The organism is Dechloromonas agitata is5, from assembly GCF_000519045.1.
Taxonomy (GTDB): domain Bacteria; phylum Pseudomonadota; class Gammaproteobacteria; order Burkholderiales; family Rhodocyclaceae; genus Azonexus; species Azonexus agitatus.
The window spans coordinates 1,792,553-1,814,089 of sequence record NZ_KI912532.1; the positions used below are offsets into that span (position 1 = coordinate 1,792,553).

A 21,537-nucleotide genomic window follows, 5' to 3' on the forward strand; every position below is an offset into this window, starting at 1 on the left:
GGCTACCGCTCATTGCTCGCAACTCAACTAAACGCAAGGAAAGCGCATGAAAATTCACGAATATCAGGGCAAGCAAATCCTGAAAAAATTCGGCGTTACGGTTCCGCGCGGGATTCACTGCACGACCGTCGACGACGCGGTCAAGGCAGCCGAAACCCTGGGCGGCAAGGTCTGGGTGGTCAAGGCCCAGATTCACGCCGGTGGCCGTGGCAAGGGCGGCGGTGTCAAGGTTGCCACCTCGCTCGAAAAAGTTCGCGAATACGCCAGCCAGATCCTCGGCATGCAGCTGATCACGCACCAGACCGGCCCGGAAGGCCAGAAGGTCCGTAACCTGCTGATTGAAGAAGGCGCCGACATCCAGCACGAATACTACGTTGCCGCACTGACCGACCGCGCTACCCAGTCCGTCGCCATGATGGCCTCCTACGAAGGCGGCATGGATATCGAGGAAGTCGCCCACAAGACCCCGGAAAAGATCGTCAAGGTCTTCATCAACCCGCTGGTCGGCCTGACCGACGAGCAGGCCCTGACCCTGGCCAAGGGCATGGGCATGAACGAAGCCTCGATCCCGCAGTGTGTGCAGACCCTGAAGAACCTGTACACCTGCTACATGGAAACCGACGCTTCGCTGGCTGAAATCAACCCGCTGATCCACGAAGCCGACGGCACCGTCAAGGCGCTCGACGCCAAGTTCAACTTCGACTCCAATGCCCTGTTCCGCCAGCCGGAAATCGTCGCCATGCGCGATCTGGACGAAGAAGACGCTGACGAAATCGAAGCTTCCAAGTTCGACCTGGCCTACATCTCCCTCGACGGCAACATCGGTTGTCTGGTGAACGGTGCCGGTCTGGCCATGGCCACCATGGACACCATCAAGCTGTTCGGCGCCGAGCCGGCCAACTTCCTGGACGTCGGCGGCGGTGCGACGACCGAGAAGGTCACCGAAGCCTTCAAGATCATGCTCAAGAACCCGAAGGTCAAGGGCATTCTGGTTAACATCTTCGGCGGTATCATGCGCTGCGACACCATCGCCACCGGCGTCGTCGCCGCGGCCAAGGAAACCCACCTGTCCGTGCCGCTGGTCGTCCGCATGAAGGGCACCAACGAAGACCTCGGCAAGCAGATCCTGAAGGATTCCGGTCTGCCCATCATCTCTGCCGATTCCATGGCTGAAGCCGCCACCAAGATCGTCGAAGCGGTCAAGTAAGGAGCCACCGAATGTCTATTCTGATCAACAAGAACACCCGGATCATCACCCAGGGTATCACCGGCAAGACCGGCCAGTTCCACACGGAAAAGTGCCAGGAATACGCAAACGGTAAGGAATGCTTCGTCGCCGGCGTGAACCCGAAGAAGGCTGGCGAAAAGATTTTCGACATCCCCATCTACGGTTCCGTCAAGGAAGCCGCCGCTGAAACCGGCGCCACCGTTTCCGTCATCTACGTGCCGCCCGCCGGTGCTGCCGCTGCGATCTGGGAAGCTGTCGAAGCCGACCTCGATCTGGCCATCTGCATCACCGAAGGCATCCCCGTCCGCGACATGCTGATGGTGCGCAACAAGATGAAGGAAAAGGAAGCCAAGGGCGGCAAGAAGACCCTGCTGCTCGGCCCGAACTGCCCTGGCCTGATCACCCCGGACGAAGTGAAGATCGGCATCATGCCGGGTCACATCCACCGCAAGGGTCGTATCGGCGTCGTTTCCCGTTCCGGCACCCTGACCTACGAAGCCGTTGGTCAGCTGACCGAACTGGGCCTCGGCCAGTCTTCCGCTGTTGGTATCGGTGGTGACCCGATCAACGGTCTGAAGCACATCGACGTCATGAAGATGTTCAACGACGATCCGGATACCGACGCCGTCATCATGATCGGCGAAATCGGCGGTCCGGACGAAGCCGAAGCCGCTCAGTGGTGCAAGGCCAATATGAAGAAGCCGATCGTCGGCTTCATCGCTGGTGTGACCGCGCCGGCCGGCAAGCGTATGGGCCACGCTGGCGCCCTGATCTCCGGCGGTGCCGATACCGCTGATGCCAAGCTCGCCATCATGGAAGAGTGCGGCTTCAAGGTGACGCGTAACCCGTCCGAAATGGCCAAGCTGCTCAAGGCCATGCTGTAAAATTCGAGCCTAGCTCAACCGGAAAAGGCGGGCCTGGGGCCCGCCTTTTTATTTGCCCCTGGTGTTATGGAACTGGATATTTCTTCAGCCGTATTCTGGCTTGCCGTTGGACAGATCATACTGATCGACATCGTGCTCTCCGGCGACAACGCCGTGGTGATCGCGCTGGCCTGTCGCAACCTCTCGCCGGAACAGCGCCGGAAGGGCATCCTGTGGGGCGTTGCCGGTGCGGTCAGCTTGCGCGTGGTGCTCACCGTGTTCGCCGCACTGGTCATGAACCTGCCCTGGCTGAAATTCGCCGGTGGCCTCTTGCTGGTCTGGATCGCCGTCAAGCTGATGCTGCCGGAAGACGAGGAGGGCCACGATATCGAACCTTCCGCCCATTTGTGGGGGGCGGTGAAGACCATCGTGGTTGCCGATTTCGTGATGAGTCTGGATAACGTCATTGCCGTCGCCGGTGCCGCGCACGGTAGCCTGGCCCTGTTGCTGTTCGGCCTAGCGGTCAGCATTCCATTGATTGTCTGGTCGAGCCAGTTGATCCTGCACTGGATGGAGCGCTTTCCGTCCATCGTGCTGTTCGGCGCCGGCCTGCTCGGCTATGTCGCCGGCCAGATGATCTTTTCCGATCCCGGCGTTACCGGCCTGTTGCCGCCGCTGCCTGCCTGGTCGGCCAAGGCGGCGGGCATCGTGGGGGCGTTGCTGGTTGTCGCGGTCGGCCGCTGGCTGGAGCAGCGCATGCTGGCCCGGCAGGATGTCACCATCGTTTAGGGAGGAACTCGCATGGCCTTGTATCTTTCGGAAGATGACGTCAAACAGGTACTGACCATGGACATGGCGCTTGATGGCGTTGAGTCCGCCCACCGCGACCTGGCGCTGGGCCGGGCCAGCGATACGCCACGGGCGCGCAGCCGCCTGCCGCAGACGGCGCTGCACATCCTGCAGGGTGCCTTGCCGGATCAGGGTATCCTCGGTTACAAGGCCTATACCAGCAATCGTTCCGGCAACCGTTTCCTGGTTCATCTGTTCGATGCGGCGAGCGGCCAGTTGCGGGCTGTCGTCGCGGCCGACTATCTGGGCATGATGCGCACCGGTGCGACCAGCGGCGTCGCCGCCCGCTGGCTGGCCCGGCCGGACTCGACCATTGCCGGGGTGTTCGGTGCCGGCTGGCAGGCGGAAGGCCACATCCGGGCGATTTGCGCCACGCTGCCGCTGGCGCGGGTCAAGGTATTCAGTCGGAAGGCCGACAAGCTGCAAGACTTTTGCCGGCGCCTCAGTGAACAGACCGGCATTGCCGTCGTACCGGCACTGAGCGCCGAGGATACGGTGCGTGGCAGTGACGTGGTCGGCACAGTGACGACGGCGGCGCAACCGCTGTTCGAAGCCGATTGGCTGGAATCCGGGGCGCATATCAACGCCGCCGGCTCGAATGCGCTGATCCGCCAGGAGTTGTCGGAAGCCACTGTGCGCCGCTGCGCCGTGATTGCCGTCGATTCCGTGCCAACGGCGCTGGCCGAATGCGGCGATCTGCTTCCCTTGCTTGAAAAGGGCCGGTTGCACGAGCGGCAGTTGCTTGAGCTGGGCGACGTGATCGCCGGCCGTCGGGCGGGACGCGAATCGGCCGGGCAGATCACCTTGTTCGAATCGCAGGGCTTGGCGATCCAGGATCTTGCCGTCGCCTGGCGGGTCGTCCAGGCCGCCGAGGCGCGCGGCCTGGGCGTGCCGTTGCCTTTCTGAGCCCCATGATCCAGGACCACGCCCTCGCCGTTGCGCTGAGTACCGATCCCGGATTGATCCGGACGCAAAACGAGGACGCCGTTTTCGTCGATGCCCGGCTCGGCCTGGCCATCCTGGCCGACGGCATGGGCGGCTACAACGCCGGCGAGGTGGCCAGCGGCCTGGCGACGAACCGCCTGGCGGCCGATCTGGGGCACCTGATCGCTTCGTCTTCGCTGCAGGATCATGCGGCAGGCCACGATGCTGCCACGATCGAGCGTCACATCCTGAATGAAGTCGGCGCCGCCAACTTCGCCATCTTCCATGCCGCGCAAAGCACGCCGCGTTATGCCGGGATGGGCACCACGCTGGTCCTGGCCTGGCTTTACGACAACCGGATGAGCGTCGCCCACGTCGGCGATTCGCGCCTGTACCGGCTGCGCGGCGACGATTTCGACTTGCTTACCCACGACCATTCGCTGATCCAGGAGCAGCTCGATAGCGGCCAGATCAGCCCGGAGGCGGCGCGCCACGCAGAAGGCCGAAACCTGGTTACCCGGGCGCTGGGCGTGGCGCCGACCGTCGAGGTCGATATCCAGGAATTCGACGTGCAGCTGGGCGATGTCATCCTGCTCTGTTCCGATGGCCTGAACGACATGGTGGACGACGAGGAAATTGCCCTTACCCTGCGCACGCTCAGTGGAAACCTGCAGCTTGCCGCCGATCATCTGGTTCACATGGCCAACGATAATGGCGGACGCGATAATGTATCGGTTATCCTGATCAAGGTATTGGCGGATTTTGCTGCGCCGCGTGGCTGGTGGCGGCGATTGCAGCAACTATTGAAGTAAGACGAGGAAAATGCGATGGCAAAACTGATCCTGTCGATGGACGGCCTGGTTCTCAAGGAAATCCCGCTCAACAAGGAGCGGCTGAGTATCGGCCGCAAGCCGCACAACGACATCCAGATCGATAACCTCGCCATATCCGGCGATCATGCCGTCGTCGTCACCATCCTGGCCGATTCCTTCCTCGAAGACCTAAACAGCACCAACGGTACCCTGGTCAATGGCCAGCCGATCAAGAAACATTTCCTGCGCAACAACGACATCATCGAACTCGGCAAGTACAAACTGAAGTACATGGCCGACCTGCAGGCCGGTGCGGCGGCCAGCGATTTTGAACGGAATGCGGCAATCCGCTCCGGGCAACTGAAAATGCCCAGCGAACTGCAACTGGAAAACCCTGATCCCCTGGTCCGCTCCAGCGTCGGTGTCGTGTCGTTGCCCAAACCGCCGCAACCGGCCGCCGGCGCAGCCATCCAGTTGCTCAACGGGCCGAATGCCGGCAAGGAGCTGGAACTGACCAAGACCCTGACCACGCTTGGCAAGCCTGGCCTGCAGGTCGCCGTCATCGCCCGCCGGCCGCATGGCTACTTCATCACCCATGTCGAGGGGCGCCAGTTCCCCTCGGTGAATGGCAAGAGCCTGGATGCTCAGGCCTATCCGCTCTCCGATCACGACATCATCGAGATTGCCGGGGTCAAGATGGAATTCTTCCTGCGCGGCTGAGTCTCGACCATTCTGTGTCGCGCGCTGTGACTTATTTCACGGCGCGCACTGGGCTGCGGCGATTGCCCCGGCTAGAATTCCAAGTGGATTGCGGCACACGGCATGGGCTGGCTGCCGCGAGGGCAATCGAACCACGGCAGTCAACCAACAGGCTCCCCGCACATGAAGCTACGCGTACTCGGTTGCAGTGGCGGCATCGGCGGCCGGCATCTGCGCACCACATCGTTTCTCGTCGATCAGGACATCCTGATCGACGCCGGCACCGGGGCGGCTGAATTATCGGTGGCGGAGCTGGCGGCCATCGATCACGTGTTCCTGACCCACGCCCACCTTGACCATATCCTCGCCTTGCCGCTGATGATCGATGCGGTCGCCGACCGGCGGCAGAAGCCGCTTGTCGTGCATGCCATTCCCGCGGTCATCGAGGCGCTGCGCCAGCACATTTTCAACTGGTCTATCTGGCCTGATTTCACCCGCCTGCCGGATGCCGAGCAGCCCTTCATGCGCTTCGCCCCGCTCGAAATCGGCGTGGCGGTTGAACTGGGCGAGCGGCGCATCAGCGCCCTGCCGGTCAGCCATACCGTGCCTGCCGTCGGCTACTGCCTCGATTCTGGGGTCGGCAGCCTGGCCTTTTCCGGAGATACCGGTCCGTCGGCCGAATTCTGGATGGCGCTCAATGGCATCCCGAACCTGCGTTACCTGCTGATCGAGTGCGCTTTCTCCAACCAGGAAGCCCGCCTGGCTGAAGCCTCCAAGCACATGTGCCCGCAAATCCTCGGCGAGCAGTTGGGCCGCCTGCGGCAGCCCTGCGAGGTGCTGATCACCCATCTGAAGCCGGGTGATATCGAGCGGACCATGCGGGAAATCGAGGCAGACCTGGCCGCTTTCAACCCCGGCATGCTGCAGAACAATCAGATCCTCACTTTCTGACATGAACCACAACGGTGCCGTTGTGCCCGAAACCGGTGCCGCGCTCGAAGACGTTTTCCAGCGTCTCGACCAACTCAACGACATCGGCGCTTCGCTCTCCGACGAGCATGACATCAAGCTATTGCTCGAAAAGATCGTGCTCGCCGCGAAGCAGATCACGCGGGCCGACGGCGGCACGCTCTACCTGCTGTCGGAAGATCGCCGATTCCTGCACTTCGAGATCGTGCGCACCGATTCGCTGCACATCGCCTTTGGCGGCTCCAGCCCGCAAGCCGCTTCCCGCCTCTTTCCCCGGCTGCCACTCTGGCGGGCGGATGGGACGCCCAATGATTGCATGGTTGCCGCCTACGCTGCCATCACCGGTGCGACCGTCAACATCGCCGACGCGTACGTCGCAAAAGGTTTTGATTTTTCCGGTACACGCCAGTTTGATGCCCGCACCGGCTACCGTTCACAATCCTTCCTGACCGTACCGATGAAGGATCACGAGGGTGAGGTGATCGGGGTGCTGCAACTGATCAATGCCCTCGACCCTGTCTCCGGCGAGGTCATCGCCTTTTCGCCGGCCGACCAGCGGCTGGCCGAATCGCTCGCCTCGCAGGCTGCCGTGGCGCTCAGCAACCGGCAACTGGTGCAGCAGCTGGAAATGCTGTTCGAATCCTTCGTCAGGCTGATCAACCTCGCCATCGACGAAAAATCGCCCTACACCGGCGGCCACTGCCAGCGCGTGCCGGAACTGACCATGATGCTGGCCGAGGCCGCCGACGCCGCCACCGAAGGGCCGCTCGCCGACTTCAAACTGACCGACAAGGACCGCTACGAACTGCGCATCGCCGCGCTGCTGCACGATTGCGGCAAGGTGACGACGCCGGTGCACGTCGTCGACAAGGCCACCAAGCTGCAAACGTTGTTCGATCGCATCCAGCTGATCGATACCCGCTGGGAAGTTGTCCGGCGTGATGCCGAAATCGCCAAATGGCGCCGCATGGCGGATGGCCAGCCGGCCGAGGCGGCGGAGCGGGACTACCAGGCCTTCTGCCGGCAATTGGTGAGTGATCGCGAGCACCTGCGCCGCGCCAATATCGGCTGCGAAAAAATGGACGAGGCAGCCATCGCCCGCGTCCGGCAGATCGCCGAAGCCTACCGCTGGCAGGGGCCGGACGGACAGGAGCACGCTTTCCTCAGCGCCGATGAGATCGAGAATTTGACCATCCGCTCCGGCACCCTGAACGTCGCCGAGCGCGAAATCATCAATCACCACATCGTCGCCACCATCCGCATGCTCGAACAACTCCCCTGGCCCCGGCACCTCAAGAACGTGCCGGAATACGCCGGCGGCCACCACGAGCGGGTCGACGGAAAGGGTTACCCGCGTGGCCTGAAGCGCGAACAAATGAGCTGGCAGGCCCGGATGATGGGCATCGCCGACATCTTCGAGGCGCTAACGGCCAAGGATCGGCCGTACAAGGAAGGCATGGGCCTGGCGCAGGCGCTGGAAATCCTGGAGGGATTCAGCCGCAGAGGGCACATCGATCCGGATTTGTATGAGGTGTTCGTCAAGGGCGGCGTATTCCAGCGCTATGCCGAGGCCTTCCTGTTGCCGGGGCAGATTGATAGCTGAGTTTTGCTCGGTTCGCAATTTTGCTGTTTTGTGGCCGGAAATTGATATTCGTGCCGCATTTTGACGGGTGGGGGTGCCGAAAATTGTCATTTCGCTCCGGCCAGTAACGAGCTATGTCTTTTTACGTTTTGCGACAAAACGCCCGAAACCCATGAATAGCAAGGAGCTTAGCTTGTTTGTCCGATTCTTGAGGGGCGTTTGGTAAAAGCTGGCATGGAAGCTGATTGGGGTTAGGCAAGCGGTTTTCCCCGCCTTTAACCTTAAAGGAGATTGACATGAAGAAGGTTCAACAAGGTTTCACTCTGATCGAACTGATGATCGTTGTGGCGATCATCGGCATTCTGGCGGCTGTCGCTTTGCCGGCTTATCAGGATTACACGATCCGTGCTCGTGTGACGGAAGGCTTGTCCCAGGCTTCCTCGGCAAAGACAGCTGTTACGGAAGCTGCCGCCAGCCTTGGCTTGGCCAACGTGACGCAGGCGAATAGTGGTTTTGTCTTTGCAGCTAACGCAACAAACAACGTTGCCTCCGTTACGATCGCCGATGGTGGAGTGATTACCGTCGTGACCCGAAATACCGGTGCTGCAACCCAGCCGGCTTTTACTCTCTCTCCTGCACAAGCAACTGCAGACGCTCCTATCGTATGGACTTGTGCGCGAACTGCCGGTTCTGAAAAACACGTGCCGGCAAGTTGCCGTTAAGCTTAAATAGAGCATAAATAGGGGTCAGACCCCTATTTAGAGAAGCCGGAGCAAATGCTCCGGTTTTTTTGCGCCACAATTATGCAATTGTAATTATTTGTGCTGCCGATGCCCCGCCGTCCGCGTGTCATTCTTCCTGGTGTTCCGATGCTTGTCATTCAGCGGGGGAACAACCGTCAGGTCTGTTTTTGTTCGGATGAGGATTACCGCTTCTATCTGGACTGGCTGGGTGAGTATGCCGCCAAGGCCGGTTGCTCCGTTCATGCCTATATTCTGATGACGAATCACGTCCATCTGCCGGCGTCGTCCGATTCGGCCAGCGGCGTAGGTGATTTAATAAAGGCCTTGGGGCAGCGCTATGTGCAGTATTTCAATCGTACGTATCGGCGGAGCGGAACCTTGTGGGAAGGGCGTTTCCGTTCCTGCTTGCTGCAGGACGACGCTTACCTGCTGGCTTGCCAGCGTTACATCGAGTTGAACCCGGTTCGCGCCGGTATGGTCGAGCATCCGGCCGACTATCCGTGGTCGAGTGCACGGGCGAATTTGTTGGGTGAGGAAAACCGGTTAATCACGCAACACCCGCTTTACCTGGCGCTGGGAGGCGATCCCACTGGCCGCATACAGGCTTACCGTGAGTTGTTTCGTCATGAGCTCGAGCCCGGAATACTCGACGGCATACGTCATGCGACAAATGGTAATTTCGCACTGGGCAACGCCCGCTTTGCGGAGGAGGTTGCGGCTGTTCTCGGGAGACGGGGGCGGCCCGGTGTGTCTGGCCGACCAAGGAAGCCGGCAACGGTGGAGAGCTTGAGTTTGTTCGAGTAAGGGCTGGGGGAAACCGTGGTCTGTCCCCCTTTCGAGAGCTTACCTCGGCAAGCGCTGCGCCAGCCAAGTCTGTAATGCCCCATCCAGTCGTTCGATCAACAAGGCATGCCGCCCGCTGATCCACGCTTGGATAGCGTGGTTGCTGCTGTTGCCGATCGCCTTGGTAACCATGCTTTCCGCCGTGACGCAGTCGTTGATCTGCCCCAATTCGTCCTGCAGACGGGCTAGGGCGGCGAGGTAGGGGCGGAGTTTGGCGGGGGGGGCCAGGGGGGCGAGGAATTCGAGCGTGTAGCGCAGTTTCTTGAAGGCGATGCGCATCTTGTGGCGTTCGGCGGAGCTCAAGTCGGCGTGGTTTTTGGCGAACTGGCGGGCCTTGCGGGCGTGGCGGGCGAGTTGCTGACGGGCGAATTCCTCGAGCGGCAGGGGCAGCGTTTCGCCAAGGGTGTAGACGGCGGCGGTGAATTCGAGGAGCAGGCGCGGGTATTCGTCGACGGCGAGCAGGGTGGTGACGGATTTGCGCGCGTTTTTCGCCTTGCGCTGGGCGATTTTTTGCAGGCGCTTGCCGTCCTTGTTACAGGGGAAGGCGGCCTGGAAGGGGGGGAGGGTTTCGCTCAGGAAAACATCCCAGTTGCGGGCTTCGCCGAGGGCGCTGGCGAGGGTTTGCCAGGTCTGGCCGTAGGCGGCGACGAAGTCGGCGGGCAGGATGGGGGCGAACAGCTTGATGGCGGAGCGCAGGCGGCGCAGGGCAACGCGGGCCTGGTGGACAAATTCCGGATCGCTGCAGCTGAGCAGGCCCTGTTCGTTGCGCTGGAAGTGTTCGAGGCAGTTGAGGGCGATGGCGCGGAAGGCGCCGACCGGGCTCATGTCGGCATCGATGGCCGCTGGCCGGGCCTTGAAGGGGGCGAGCGGGGTGTCGAGGAAGAGGTTGTAGCCGCGCTCGGCCTTGCTGGCAATGGCCGGGTGCAGGTGGTGATCGCCCTGAAGTTGGCGGGTCAGCCAGAAGAGATCGTCGACCTTGCCGGAGAGCAACTCGAGCTCGATTTCGCAGATCGGCAGGCGCAGGCCGCGGCTTTCGATGTGGCCGCGGTCGATGGCCAGCTCGATCTGTGATTCGCCGAAAGGGACGTGCCAGATCTGGCGTTTGAAGTCGGTGGTGAACACCGGTTCCAGCTGGTCGATACGGGCTTCGAGAAAGCGGCGGAAATCGTCGTTGTCGACATGGCTGAAATCGAAGGTGCCCGGCGTGGCCTGGGTTTCCCACTCGCTGCGCATGGCCAGGCCGCCGCTGGCCGGTTCGGCGGATTTGACGGTGCATAGCCATTGCCAGCCTTTCTTGCGAAAGCGAACGGCAACGCGGCGCTGGTGCAGCTCGAGGCCCGGCGTATCGAAATAGGTGTTGAGCAGGTGCTGGTTCTGCGCCGGGATGTTGGCCAGCAGCGGGTGCTTGGCGAGTCTGGTTGCGGCCTTCGGGCTCAGTTGCAGCTTGAGTTCGATTTCGGTGCTCATCGTTCCCTTCCTGGTGGGACTGGTGCCGACATGGCGGGTTGCCCCGCTCAGTGGCGGGTTTCGACGTCGGCGACGAAAACGTAGCCCTGCGAGCGCAGGGTCTTGATGAAACTGCTGCCATCGGCCTGCTTGCCCAGGGTGCGGCGGATCTGGCTGACATGCACGTCGATGATGCGGTCGTACGGCATGTATTCGCGCTTCAGGACGCGCGAAAGCGTTTCGCGCGACAGCGTCTCGAACGGGTGCTCGAGGAAGGCAAGCAGCAAGGCGTAGCCGGAAACGCCCAGCGTGGCGGGCGGGTGGTCGGTGTGCGTCAGTTCGCGGGAGGCGGTATCCAGCGTCCATTCGCCGAAGTGCAGCCGGCGCAGGTCGCCACGTGACATCGGGGTGCTGCGCTGCGTGCGGCGCAGCAGGGCGCGGACACGGGCCAGCAGTTCGCGCAGGTTGCAGGGTTTGGGCAGGAAGTCATCGGCGCCGATCTCGATGCCGATGATGCGCTCGATTTCGTTGGAGCGCGTCGTATGGATGAGAACCGGCACATCGGAAGTCTGGCGCAACTGGCGCAGCAGTTCGAGACCATCGCCGTCGGGCAGGCTGAGATCGAGGATGACAATGCTCGGGGCCTGCTCCAGTTGCTGCCACATCGCGGCCCCGGTCGGGGCATGGAGGCTCTCGATGCCGGCGCTGGCCAGGGTCGAACTCAGGAGATGGCGGGTGCCGGGATCGTCTTCAACGATAAGTGCGGTTTGCCGCATGGATTCGATTCGTCGCATACGAAAAGCCGGATTGTAATCGATTGCCTTGGGTCGGATATGCTTGAAGAATTTTTGATGGCGAAGCCTTTTCCCGAAGGGGGCGCCCTTGTCGGCTGGGTCTGCTGCCGCCTTCAGCCGGTTCCTTGCCTTGTGGCAGAATCGAACAGGATAATCGAATCGCTATGCGCATTCGGCGCTGGCAGGGGAGGGATCATGGGGTGGCAAGGGGTGACACGGAATTTGCTGTGCGGCGTGGTCATGGCCGTCTGTACGTCGGGCTTCGTGGCGCATGCGCAGGAGGTGCGAGCGCCGAGCAAGGGGCAGACCCTGTATCTGCCGATTTATTCACACATGCTGTATGGCAACCTGGGCAAGAGCGGCAAGGCGTCCTACGTACTGCTGTCGGCGCTGGTCAGCATTCGCAACACCGACGCTAAGCGGCCGTTGCGCGTGCTGTCGGCGCGTTATTTCGACACCAACGGCAAGCTGCTGGCCGAGCGTGTGCCGACGCCGATGCTGATTCCGCCGTTTGGCACCCTGGAGTTGTTCGTCGAACTGAATGACGCCTCTGGTGGCTCCGGGGCCAATTTCATCATCAAATGGGATGCCGAGCAGCCGGTCAGCCCGCCGCTGGTTGAATCGCTGCACGCCAACATGGATGGTGGCAAGGCGGTGATCTTCATGACGCAATCGGTGCCGCTCGCTGAATGAGCGACGCCCGGGGCATGCCCACCATCAACACCGCGCAGACCGGCTACATCGTCCGTCTGGTCTATGTCGCGATCGGGCTGCTGGTCTTTGTTCACGTCTTCGGCACGGTCGGCTACATGATCCTGACCGAGGGCAAATATTCGTGGTTCGATGCCTTCTACATGACCTTCATTACCGTGGCGACCATCGGTTACGGCGAGATTATCGACATGTCGAGCAACCAGCCAGCCCGGATGCTGACCGTGGTGATCGGCATCCTCGGTGCCGGCAACCTGTCGCTGCTCTTTTCGGTCGTCACCGTGGCGCTGCTCGAAACCGACCTCAATGGAACCTTGCGGAGAAAACGCATGGAAAAAGCAATCAGGAAACTTAAAGGCCATTACATCCTGTGTGGCTTCGGTCGGGTGGGGCGCAACATCGCGCACGAACTGGAGGCGACCAACCGCCATTTTGTCGGGGTGGATGAAGAGTTGCAGCATCTCGAGGATTACAAGGAAAGGAACCCGGGGTTCCTGTATCTGCATGGCGATGCCAGCGACGACGATGTGCTGGTGGCGGCTGATCTGGAGGATGCCAAGGGTCTGTTCGCGGTGACTGGCGACGATTCGCGCAATCTGATGATCGTCATCACCGCCAAGCAGTTAAAGCCGGAACTCCGCGTCGTTGTCCGCTGCACCGAAACGCGCAACATCGAAAAGATGCGCAAGGCAGGCGCGGATGCGATCGTCTCGCCCGATTTTACCGGCGGCATGCGCATCGCCTCGGCGATGATCCGGCCGCACGTGGTGTCCTTTCTCGACGAGATGCTGAAGTCGGAAAAGAACCTGCGGGTCGAGGAGGTGCCGGTGCCGGCCGGCTTCATTCCCAAGCCGCTGGGCACCCTGGAGCTGCGCAGCGCCAACTACGTGCTGCTCGCCGTGCGGGAACGCAACGGCAGCTGGCAGTTCAATCCGGACAAGGATTTCCAGCTCAAGCCGGGCTTTACGCTGATCGCCATGGCCAGCCCGGTTGGGCGTACCGAGATCGAAACCTTGCTGATCGAGATGGCTTCCTGAGCGATCGACGGGGTTTTCCAGTGCGGCAGTTGACGTTAACGTCAGCTAGAATCGGGGTCGCCTGCTCAAAGGCCCCGAAATAACGATAAACCAGACGGAGAACCCATGCAGCACCTGACCCCGGAACAAATGAAGCGTCGCTGGCTGGCGCTTGGCATCGTCGCCCTGGCCTACGTGCTGTCCTTCTTCCAGCGCTTCGCCCCGGCCGGCATTGCCAATGACCTGGCGGCAGCTTTCGAGACATCAGCTGCCTCGCTCGGCGTGCTGGCGGCGACCTATTTCTATGTGTACACGGTGATGCAGGTGCCGACCGGCATGCTGGCCGATACCCTCGGGCCGCGTCGCATCCTGATGCTGGGGGGCGTGATTGGCGGTGTCGGCAGCTTCCTGTTCGGTCTGGCACCCTCGCTCGACATCGCACTGGTCGGGCGGACCCTGATCGGTCTTGGCGTGTCGGTGGTCTTCATCGCCATGCTCAAGCTGATCGCCGTGTGGTTCGAGGAGAGCCGTTTCGCCACGTTGGTCGGTCTTTCCATGCTGATCGGCAATCTCGGTTCGGTGCTGGCCGGGGCGCCCCTTTCCGCTGTTGCCCAGGCGACGGGGTGGCGCGGCGTCTTCGTCGGCGTTGGCGTATTGTCGCTAGTCCTGGCGGTGCTCTGCTGGCTGATCGTACGCGATCGCCCGGAGGCGGAGGGGGCTGCCCCGATGGCGGCGCCCCGCTTCGACCGCACGGTGCTGTTCAACAGCCTGCTGTCGGTGGTGCGCAACCGGGCCACCTGGCCGGCCATCCTGGTCAATACCGGTCTGTGCGGCGCCTTCTTCACCTTTGCCGGCTTGTGGACGGTGCCCTATCTGATGCAGGTGCATGAGATGACGCGTCCGGTCGCTGCTAATCACCTGTCGCTGTGGTTTGGCGGTTTCGCGGTTGGCTGCCTGGCGCTGGGCTCCCTGTCCGACCGCCTGGGCCGGCGCAAGCCGGTAATCATCGTCGCCAGCCATGTGTACGGTGCTGTCTGGCTGATCCTGCTATCAGGCGTGCGCATGCCCCTGGAATTTTCTTATGCCTTGTTCGCCCTGCAGGGCCTGGCGACGGCGAGTTTCTCGCTGACCTGGGCCTGCGCCAAGGAGGTCAATCCGCCGATGCTGTCCGGCATGTCGACCAGCGTGACGAACATGGGCAGCTTCCTGGCGGCAGCGATCTTTCAGCCGGTGGTCGGCTGGGTGATGGATCTCGGCTGGAAAGGCGACATGGTCGCCGGGGCGCGCGTTTACGACCTGGCGGCCTGGCGGGGGGGCGTCGGGGTGGCGACAGCCTTGGCGCTGGTTGGTATCGTTTGCAGCTGGTGGATCGTCGAGACGCGTTGCAGGAATATCTGGAAGCCGGCCTGAGGCCCTTGCTCGCCTGAAAAAGCGATAAGAATCAAGGCAGTCATGCCGGGCTGGCTTGCCCTGTTTACATAAATTAGAGTATTCTTATATTCATGAAGACGAATATTTTCCCCGCCCTTGTCTTGGGATTGGCGCTGTCGGCGCCGGTCGTTGCCGAATCGCTTCCCGTCGTCGCGGTCAAGCCGCACGCTGTGGATCTGCTTTTTCCGGCCGAAGCCGTGGTCGAGGCCATCCAGCAGGCCACGGTCGGCGCGCAGGTGCCTGGCCGGGTACTGGAAGTAAAGGCGGATGCCGGCCAGGCAGTGAAGAAGGGCGACGTGCTGATGCGGATCGACGCCCGCGAGGCGGCGGAAACAGCACGGGCGGCCGAAGCCCTGTACGCCAATGCCCGGGTGCATTACGAGCGGACGAAGAGCCTGGTGGCCCAGAAGTTCATGAGCGCCGCCGCACTCGACAAGGCGAAGGCCGATCTCGATGCGGCCTCGGCCAATCGCGCCGCAGCGAGTGCCAGCCAGAGCCACGCCACCATCGTTGCGCCGATTGCCGGCGTTGTCGCCCGCCGCCACGCTGAACTGGGTGACATGGCCATGCCGGGCGCGCCGCTATTCACCATTTACCAGCCGGGCGGCCTGCGCGTCACGGCGAGCATTCCGCAGTACCGTCTGAAGGAGATGCGCAATGTGAAAGCGGCCCGCGTCGAGTTTCCTGAGTTGGGCAAATGGGTCGAGGCGACCTCGGTCCAGGTGTTGCCGACTGCCGATGCAGCCACCCACGTCACGCCCGTGCGTGTCAATCTGCCGGCGGTGCCGGAAGCGACCCCGGGCATGTTCTCGCGCGTCCACTTCATCACCGGCCAGGCCGAGAAGCTGACCGTGCCGGCCAAGGCCGTGCTGCGCCGCGGCGAGGTGGCGGCGGTTTACGTGCAGGCCGCCGACGGCCGCCTGAGCCTGCGCCAGCTGCGCCTGGGCGATGTCGTCGGACAGGGCGAGATCGAGGTGCTGGCCGGGCTGGCGACCGGAGACCAGGTGGTGACCGAACCGGTCAAGGCCGCTATCGCCGTGAAAAATTTGCAATCGCAATCGGGCAAGTAAGCGATGAGCGCTGAACGCACCTCCCTCGGTATTTCCGGGCGCATCGCCGCCGCTTTCCAGGCTTCGCGGATGACGCCGCTGCTGGCGCTGGTCGCCCTGCTGATGGGCATCTTCGCCACGCTGGTCACGCCGCGCGAGGAAGAGCCGCAGATCGACGTGACCATGGCCGACGTGCTGGTCGCCTTCCCGGGCGCCTCGGCCAAGGATGTCGAGAACCTGGTGGCCCGGCCCGGCGAGCAGGTGCTGTCGCGCATGCATGGCGTCGAGCATGTCTATTCCATGTCGCGCCCCGGCATGGCGGTGATCACCGTGCAATTCGAAGTCGGCGTCAAGTACAACGATGCGGTGCTCCGCCTGCACGATACGGTGATGGCGCACCGTGACTGGCTGGCGCCCAACCTGGGCGTCATGGAACCGGTGATCAAGCCGCGCGGCATCGACGATGTGCCCATCCTCGGCCTGACCTTCTGGACGGCCGATCCGGCGCGTTCAGCCTACGACCTGCAGCAGGTGGCGCGGGCCGTCGAGATCGAACTCAAGCGCATCAAGGGTACCCGCGACGTCTCGACGCTGGGTGGCCCCGACCACGCCATCCGCGTGCTGATGGATGCTGAACGGATGAATGCCTACGGCGTCACGCCGCAGGATATCGCCGGTGCGCTGAAGATTTCGAATGCCCTGCAAAGCTCGGGCAGCCTGACGGCCGGTAACCGCGAGGTGCTGGTGCAGACCGGCACCTATCTCGAATCGGCGGCCGACGTGAAGCGCCTGGTTGTCGCCGTACGGGGTGACGCAAAGGCGCGCAAGCCGGTCTACCTGGCCGATGTGGCGACCGTCGAGGACGGCCCGGACCAGCCGAAACGCTATGCCTGGTTCGGCACCAGGGAAGGGGAATTCCCGGCGGTGACCATCCAGCTCTCGAAGCAGCCGGGTGTCAATGCGGCCGACGTGGCGGAGGGCGCCATCGCGCGTATCGCGGCGCTGAAGAATACGGTGATTCCGGAGGGCGTCGAGGTCACGGTGACCCGCAACTACGGCGAAACGGCCACCGAGAAGGCCCAAAAGCTGATCGGCAAGCTGATCTTCGCCACGGCCTTCGTCGTCGCGCTGGTCTTTTTCGCGCTCGGCCGGCGCGAGGCGGTGATCGTCGGCGTCGCCGTGACGTTGACCCTGGCTGCGACGCTGTTCGCGTCCTGGGCCTGGGGCTTCACGCTGAACCGCGTGTCGCTGTTCGCGCTGATTTTCTCGATCGGCATCCTGGTCGATGACGCCATCGTCGTCGTCGAGAACATCCACCGCTGGCAGGGGCTGCATCCGGACAAGACGCTGCTGGAGATCATTCCCGGTGCCGTCGATGAAGTCGGCGGGCCGACCATCCTGGCGACGTTGACCGTCATCGCCGCGCTGCTACCGATGGCCTTCGTGTCCGGCCTGATGGGGCCGTACATGAGTCCGATCCCGATCAACTCATCAATGGGCATGGCGCTGTCGCTGGCCATCGCCTTTGTCGTGACCCCCTGGCTGGCCGCCCGGCTGATGAAGTCGCATGGCGGCGGGCACGGTGAGCCGGTGCAGTCGAAGCTCGATGCCAAGCTCGATTCCACGTTCCGCACGCTGTTGACGCCCTTCCTCGATCCGCTGAAAGGCGGCGCAGCGCGCGTCAAGCTGGCCATCGCCGTCGTGTTGCTGATCGCCGGTTCGGTGTCGCTGGCCTGGTTCCAGCTCGTCGTGCTGAAGATGCTGCCGTTCGACAACAAGAGCGAATTCCAGGTCGTGCTCGATCTGCCGGTCGGCACGCCGGTCGAGGAAACCGCCCGCGTGCTGCATGAAATCGGCGCCGAACTGGCCAAGGAGACCGACGTCGTCAATTACCAGGCCTATGCCGGCACGGCCAGCCCGATCAATTTCAACGGCCTGGTCCGCCAGTACTATCTGCGTGCCGCGCCGGAGAAGGGCGACATCCAGGTCAACCTGGCCGACAAGAAGCACCGTTCGCGGCAGAGCCACGAAATCGCCGTCTCGGTGCGCGACCGCATCGAGGCGATCGGCCGGAAGAATGGCGGTGTCGCCAAGGTGGTTGAAGTACCGCCCGGCCCGCCGGTCATGTCGCCCATCGTTGCCGAGATCTATGGCCCCGATTACACCGGGCAGATGGCCGTCGGCAAGCAGGTGCGCGCGGCCTTCGAACAGACGGCGGATATCGTCGCCATCGACGACTACATCGAGGCCGATGCCCGCAAGTTCGTGCTGCACGTGCTGCAGAGCAAGGCGGCCCAGCTCGGCGTGGCGCAGAGCGACATCGTCGAGGTGGTGACCATGGGGCTGGCCGGCATGGACGTGACGCCGGCGCGCAACACCGAATCCAAATTCGAGATTCCGGTACGCATTGCCTTGCCCGCCGAGAAGCAATCCTCGCTCGACGCCCTGCTCAAGCTCCGTGTCCGCTCGCGCGACGGCCTGCTGGTGCCGGTTTCGGAATTGGTCGAGGTGCGCGACGTGGCGCGCGAAAAGGCGATCTACCACAAGGATCTGCTGCCGGTGGTGTATGTCGTGGGCGACATGGGGGGCAAGCTCGATTCACCGCTCTATGGCATGTTCGACATCCGCAGCAAGGTCAACGGCATGGCGCTCAAGGAAGGCGGCACGCTCGGCGAATGGTTCATCCGCCAGCCGTCCGACCCCTATGCCGGCTACAGCCTGAAGTGGGATGGCGAATGGCAGGTGACCTACGAAACCTTCCGCGACATGGGGATTGCCTACGCCGTCGGTCTAATCCTGATCTACCTGCTGGTGGTGGCGCACTTCGGCAGCTACCTGGTGCCGCTGATCATCATGGCGCCGATTCCGCTAACCATCATCGGCGTGATGCCCGGCCATGCGCTGTTCGGCGCGCAATTCACCGCCACCTCGATGATCGGCATGATCGCGCTGGCCGGCATCATCGTCCGCAACTCCATCCTGCTCGTCGATTTCATCAAGCAGCAGGTCGCTGCCGGCATGAACTTCCACGACGCGGTGATCCAGTCCGCCGCCGTGCGTGCCAAGCCGATCGCCCTGACCGCGCTGGCCGCCATGCTCGGCGCGCTGTTCATCCTCGACGACCCGATCTTCAACGGCCTCGCCCTGGCCCTCATTTTTGGCATCCTGGTGTCCACCCTGCTCACGCTGGTTGTCATCCCGGTGCTGTATTTCTCCGCTTTCAGAAAGGAACATCAATGACCATCGAACGTGCAATCCGCATCATGGCCGGCTTCTTCGTCGTCCTCTCCCTCGCCCTCGGCTGGCAAGGCAGCCCGATTTTCGTTTCCGAGTGGTTCCTGGCCTTTACTGCCTTCGTTGGCCTGAACCTGATGCAAAGTGGTTTCACCGGCTTCTGCCCACCGGAAAAGCTGCTCGCCAAAATGGGTTTCAAGCGCGGCAACGGCGGCTCGTGTTGCGGCTAAGCTAAAGTCGTTAAAAGCGCTTTCAGATCAGGTATTAAGAATCTGCTCCAAGCGCTTGTTCCAGTTGCAGAAAGTCTTTTTTCTGCTATGTCAGAAAATTAGGCTGAAAGTTATAGACGACTCGGCTACACTGCGCTACATCTTCGTGTTCCGGTAGTCGAATCTTGAGTTCAAGCCCGGCCGTCGCCGGCCGAAAATTCAGACTGGTCGCCCTGGCGACGGTCAGCCTGCTCTGGTGCGCCATCGGCCGTTGCCTGTGGCTGATGCGCCACCCGGTGGCCAGCGGGTTCGAGCGGCCGGCCGCCTGGTCGACTGTCGGGCTGGTCGTCGCGCTCGGTGCCTTGCTCAGCGGCCTCGTCTGGTTGGTCCTGCGCCAGATGGATCGGGTGGGACGGGTGGCCGAGGCCCGCGTCGCCCTGCAGAGCCTGATTGCCGACCATGCTTCCGAGGCGATGATGCTGACCGACCGGGCGCAGCGCATCCTGTCGGTCAATGCCGCTTTCGAGACAATCACCGGCTACCCGGCGCGGGAAGTCATCGGCAACACGCCGACCCGACTGAGCGCCGGACACCATGGCCTGGCCGGCCACCGCACGGTCTGGGATCACGTTGCCGAGCATGGCTACTGGGAAGGCGAATTGTGGGACCGGCGCAAGGATGGCACGCTCTATCCGCGGCAAATGCGCATCTCCGCCATCTGCGAGAACGGGACGGAAGTGTCGCATTACGTGGCGGTCTTCAATGACATCAGCGAGAGCAAGGCGCAGGCGCAACGGCTGGAGTACCTGGCGCGTCATGACCCCCTGACCAATCTGCCGAACCGACTGGCGCTCGATGCCCAACTGGCCAAGGTAATCGACGGCAGCGTGCCGGGCATCGACCGCCTGGCCTTGCTGGTGATTGATCTCGATAATTTCAAGACGATCAACGATTCGCTGGGCCATGCGGCCGGCGACCGGCTGCTCGGCGAACTGTCGCGCCGGCTGGCGGTGCAGATGGGGCCGGCGCAGCGCCTGTTCCGGCTGGGCGGCGACGAGTTCGTCGTCTTCGTCGAACAACTGGATGGCGAGGAGGCGCTGATCGAACTGTCCAGCCGCCTGATCCGGATCACCGGCGAGCCGCTGGAGATCGACGGTCATGTGCTGCATGTCACGCCGTCCATCGGGATCAGCCTCTATCCGGAGGATGGCCGCGATGCGCAGGCCCTGATCCGCAACGCCGACACGGCGATGTATTACGCCAAGGCCAATGGCCGGGCCAATTACAAGTTCTTCACCGAGCCGATGAATGCTGCGGCCACCAAGCGCCTGCACCTGGAGAGCGAGTTGTGGCGCGCCCTGGCCGAGAACCAGCTGGTCCTGCACTACCAGCCGCAGATCGACCTGCTCGCCGGCAAGGTGGTCGGCGTCGAGGCGCTGGTCCGCTGGCGGCATCCGCAGCGTGGCCTGATCGGGCCGGCCGAGTTTATCCCGGTCGCCGAGGAATGCGGCCTGATCCTGCCGCTTGGCCACTGGGTGCTGCTCACCGCCTGCCGGCAGGTCAAGGCCTGGCTGGACCAGGGCATCGACATGGGGGAAATGGCGGTCAATATTTCCGCCCACCAGTTCCGCCAGCCGGAATTCGTCCAGTCGGTGCGCCGCATCCTGGCCGAAACCGGCCTGCCGGCCAGCCGGCTGGAACTGGAAATCACCGAGAGCACGATCATGCATGGCGTCGACGAGGCGATCGTGACGCTGGGCGAACTGCGCGGCATGGGTATCCGCCTGGCGATCGACGATTTCGGCACCGGCTACTCGTCGCTCGCCTACCTGCGCCGCTTCCCGCTCGACCGCCTGAAGATCGACCGTTCCTTCCTGGCTGATGTCGATACCGACCGCGATGCCGCCTCGCTGCTCACCTCGATCGTCCTGCTCGGCCGCTCGCTTGGCCTGCAACTGGTCGCCGAGGGGGTTGAGCGTTTTGCCCAGGCCGAGTTCCTGCGCACCCTGGAGTGCGAGCGGGTGCAGGGCTACCATTTCTACCAGCCAGTGTCGGCCGAGGAAGTGGTCGGTTTCGGCGGTTTTGGCCTGTTCGCTGCCGCAGCGGCCTGAAACCGACGGCTGGCGGCGTGTCCG

Annotated in this window: 19 protein-coding genes; 17 read left to right on the forward strand and 2 right to left on the reverse strand. The window is 62.7% G+C overall.

Annotated features, from left to right (window positions below; translation table 11 throughout):
• The first annotated feature begins 46 nt into the window (after positions 1–46).
• The 10 genes from sucC (at position 47) to K420_RS0108955 (ending at position 9,473) form a co-directional block, all read left to right on the forward strand.
• Positions 47–1,207 (forward strand): ADP-forming succinate--CoA ligase subunit beta, encoded by a 1,161-nt coding sequence (gene sucC / locus K420_RS0108910; RefSeq protein WP_027457754.1) that lies wholly within the window; start codon positions 47–49, stop codon positions 1,205–1,207.
• A gap of 11 nt (positions 1,208–1,218) precedes the next feature.
• Complete coding sequence (gene sucD, locus K420_RS0108915) at positions 1,219–2,112, forward strand: succinate--CoA ligase subunit alpha (RefSeq protein ID WP_027457755.1); 894 nt, start codon at positions 1,219–1,221, stop codon at positions 2,110–2,112.
• A 66-nt stretch (positions 2,113–2,178) separates the two neighbouring features.
• On the forward strand, positions 2,179–2,880 hold the full coding sequence (locus tag K420_RS0108920; RefSeq protein ID WP_027457756.1) for a TerC family protein: 702 nt from the start codon (positions 2,179–2,181) through the stop codon (positions 2,878–2,880).
• Between the two features lie 12 nt (positions 2,881–2,892).
• Positions 2,893–3,846 carry an ornithine cyclodeaminase family protein gene (locus tag K420_RS0108925; RefSeq protein ID WP_027457757.1) on the forward strand — a complete coding sequence of 318 codons (954 nt, stop codon included), beginning with the start codon at positions 2,893–2,895 and terminating at the stop codon, positions 3,844–3,846.
• A 5-nt stretch (positions 3,847–3,851) separates the two neighbouring features.
• Positions 3,852–4,676 (forward strand): Stp1/IreP family PP2C-type Ser/Thr phosphatase, encoded by an 825-nt coding sequence (locus K420_RS0108930; RefSeq protein WP_051453028.1) that lies wholly within the window; start codon positions 3,852–3,854, stop codon positions 4,674–4,676.
• 15 nt (positions 4,677–4,691) lie between these two features.
• A complete protein-coding gene (locus K420_RS0108935) occupies positions 4,692–5,396 on the forward strand; it encodes an FHA domain-containing protein (protein WP_027457759.1) in 705 nt (234 codons plus the stop codon).
• A 162-nt stretch (positions 5,397–5,558) separates the two neighbouring features.
• Positions 5,559–6,326: a 3',5'-cyclic-nucleotide phosphodiesterase gene (locus K420_RS0108940; protein ID WP_027457760.1), complete on the forward strand. Its 768-nt coding sequence runs from the start codon at positions 5,559–5,561 to the stop codon at positions 6,324–6,326.
• 1 nt (position 6,327) lies between these two features.
• Entirely contained in the window at positions 6,328–7,947 is a 1,620-nt protein-coding gene (locus tag K420_RS0108945) for an HD family phosphohydrolase (RefSeq protein WP_051453029.1), read from the forward strand.
• 275 nt (positions 7,948–8,222) lie between these two features.
• On the forward strand, positions 8,223–8,648 hold the full coding sequence (locus K420_RS21050) for a pilin (protein ID WP_027457762.1): 426 nt from the start codon (positions 8,223–8,225) through the stop codon (positions 8,646–8,648).
• A 147-nt stretch (positions 8,649–8,795) separates the two neighbouring features.
• The gene (locus K420_RS0108955; protein ID WP_232422753.1) at positions 8,796–9,473 is read left to right on the forward strand and encodes a transposase; all 678 of its coding nucleotides are present in this window, start codon (positions 8,796–8,798) and stop codon (positions 9,471–9,473) included.
• 39 nt (positions 9,474–9,512) lie between these two features.
• On the opposite strand, the gene K420_RS18510 is transcribed toward K420_RS0108955, so the two are convergent.
• A complete protein-coding gene (locus K420_RS18510) occupies positions 9,513–10,979 on the reverse strand; it encodes a CYTH and CHAD domain-containing protein (RefSeq protein WP_051453030.1) in 1,467 nt (488 codons plus the stop codon).
• Positions 10,980–11,026: 47 nt separating this feature from the next.
• The gene (locus K420_RS0108965) at positions 11,027–11,752 is read right to left on the reverse strand and encodes a response regulator transcription factor (protein WP_035854652.1); all 726 of its coding nucleotides are present in this window, start codon (positions 11,750–11,752) and stop codon (positions 11,027–11,029) included.
• 195 nt (positions 11,753–11,947) lie between these two features.
• Between K420_RS0108965 and K420_RS0108970 the strand changes: the two genes are divergently transcribed.
• The 7 genes from K420_RS0108970 (at position 11,948) to K420_RS18515 (ending at position 21,513) form a co-directional block, all read left to right on the forward strand.
• A complete protein-coding gene (locus K420_RS0108970; RefSeq protein ID WP_027457765.1) occupies positions 11,948–12,445 on the forward strand; it encodes a DUF3124 domain-containing protein in 498 nt (165 codons plus the stop codon).
• Positions 12,442–13,500, forward strand: a complete 1,059-nt coding sequence (locus K420_RS0108975) for a potassium channel family protein (RefSeq protein WP_027457766.1) — start codon at positions 12,442–12,444, stop codon at positions 13,498–13,500. The genes K420_RS0108970 and K420_RS0108975 overlap by 4 nt, the downstream gene beginning before the upstream one ends.
• A 105-nt stretch (positions 13,501–13,605) precedes the next feature.
• Positions 13,606–14,889, forward strand: a complete 1,284-nt coding sequence (locus tag K420_RS0108980; protein WP_027457767.1) for an MFS transporter — start codon at positions 13,606–13,608, stop codon at positions 14,887–14,889.
• A 92-nt stretch (positions 14,890–14,981) separates the two neighbouring features.
• Complete coding sequence (locus tag K420_RS0108985) at positions 14,982–15,980, forward strand: efflux RND transporter periplasmic adaptor subunit (RefSeq protein WP_035854654.1); 999 nt, start codon at positions 14,982–14,984, stop codon at positions 15,978–15,980.
• Positions 15,981–15,983: 3 nt separating this feature from the next.
• Positions 15,984–19,199, forward strand: a complete 3,216-nt coding sequence (locus K420_RS0108990; protein WP_027457769.1) for an efflux RND transporter permease subunit — start codon at positions 15,984–15,986, stop codon at positions 19,197–19,199.
• A complete protein-coding gene (locus K420_RS0108995) occupies positions 19,196–19,423 on the forward strand; it encodes a YgaP family membrane protein (protein WP_027457770.1) in 228 nt (75 codons plus the stop codon). The genes K420_RS0108990 and K420_RS0108995 overlap by 4 nt, the downstream gene beginning before the upstream one ends.
• A gap of 164 nt (positions 19,424–19,587) precedes the next feature.
• Complete coding sequence (locus K420_RS18515; RefSeq protein WP_051453031.1) at positions 19,588–21,513, forward strand: putative bifunctional diguanylate cyclase/phosphodiesterase; 1,926 nt, start codon at positions 19,588–19,590, stop codon at positions 21,511–21,513.
• Positions 21,514–21,537: the final 24 nt, after the last annotated feature.

Coding starts and splice junctions, on each gene's coding strand:
- sucC (WP_027457754.1), top strand. CDS start 47: ATGAAAATTCACGAATATCAGGGCAAGCAAATCCTGAAAAAATTCGGC.
- sucD (WP_027457755.1), top strand. CDS start 1,219: ATGTCTATTCTGATCAACAAGAACACCCGGATCATCACCCAGGGTATC.
- K420_RS0108920 (WP_027457756.1), top strand. CDS start 2,179: ATGGAACTGGATATTTCTTCAGCCGTATTCTGGCTTGCCGTTGGACAG.
- K420_RS0108925 (WP_027457757.1), top strand. CDS start 2,893: ATGGCCTTGTATCTTTCGGAAGATGACGTCAAACAGGTACTGACCATG.
- K420_RS0108930 (WP_051453028.1), top strand. CDS start 3,852: ATGATCCAGGACCACGCCCTCGCCGTTGCGCTGAGTACCGATCCCGGA.
- K420_RS0108935 (WP_027457759.1), top strand. CDS start 4,692: ATGGCAAAACTGATCCTGTCGATGGACGGCCTGGTTCTCAAGGAAATC.
- K420_RS0108940 (WP_027457760.1), top strand. CDS start 5,559: ATGAAGCTACGCGTACTCGGTTGCAGTGGCGGCATCGGCGGCCGGCAT.
- K420_RS0108945 (WP_051453029.1), top strand. CDS start 6,328: ATGAACCACAACGGTGCCGTTGTGCCCGAAACCGGTGCCGCGCTCGAA.
- K420_RS21050 (WP_027457762.1), top strand. CDS start 8,223: ATGAAGAAGGTTCAACAAGGTTTCACTCTGATCGAACTGATGATCGTT.
- K420_RS0108955 (WP_232422753.1), top strand. CDS start 8,796: ATGCTTGTCATTCAGCGGGGGAACAACCGTCAGGTCTGTTTTTGTTCG.
- K420_RS18510 (WP_051453030.1), bottom strand. CDS start 10,979: ATGAGCACCGAAATCGAACTCAAGCTGCAACTGAGCCCGAAGGCCGCA.
- K420_RS0108965 (WP_035854652.1), bottom strand. CDS start 11,752: ATGCGACGAATCGAATCCATGCGGCAAACCGCACTTATCGTTGAAGAC.
- K420_RS0108970 (WP_027457765.1), top strand. CDS start 11,948: ATGGGGTGGCAAGGGGTGACACGGAATTTGCTGTGCGGCGTGGTCATG.
- K420_RS0108975 (WP_027457766.1), top strand. CDS start 12,442: ATGAGCGACGCCCGGGGCATGCCCACCATCAACACCGCGCAGACCGGC.
- K420_RS0108980 (WP_027457767.1), top strand. CDS start 13,606: ATGCAGCACCTGACCCCGGAACAAATGAAGCGTCGCTGGCTGGCGCTT.
- K420_RS0108985 (WP_035854654.1), top strand. CDS start 14,982: ATGAAGACGAATATTTTCCCCGCCCTTGTCTTGGGATTGGCGCTGTCG.
- K420_RS0108990 (WP_027457769.1), top strand. CDS start 15,984: ATGAGCGCTGAACGCACCTCCCTCGGTATTTCCGGGCGCATCGCCGCC.
- K420_RS0108995 (WP_027457770.1), top strand. CDS start 19,196: ATGACCATCGAACGTGCAATCCGCATCATGGCCGGCTTCTTCGTCGTC.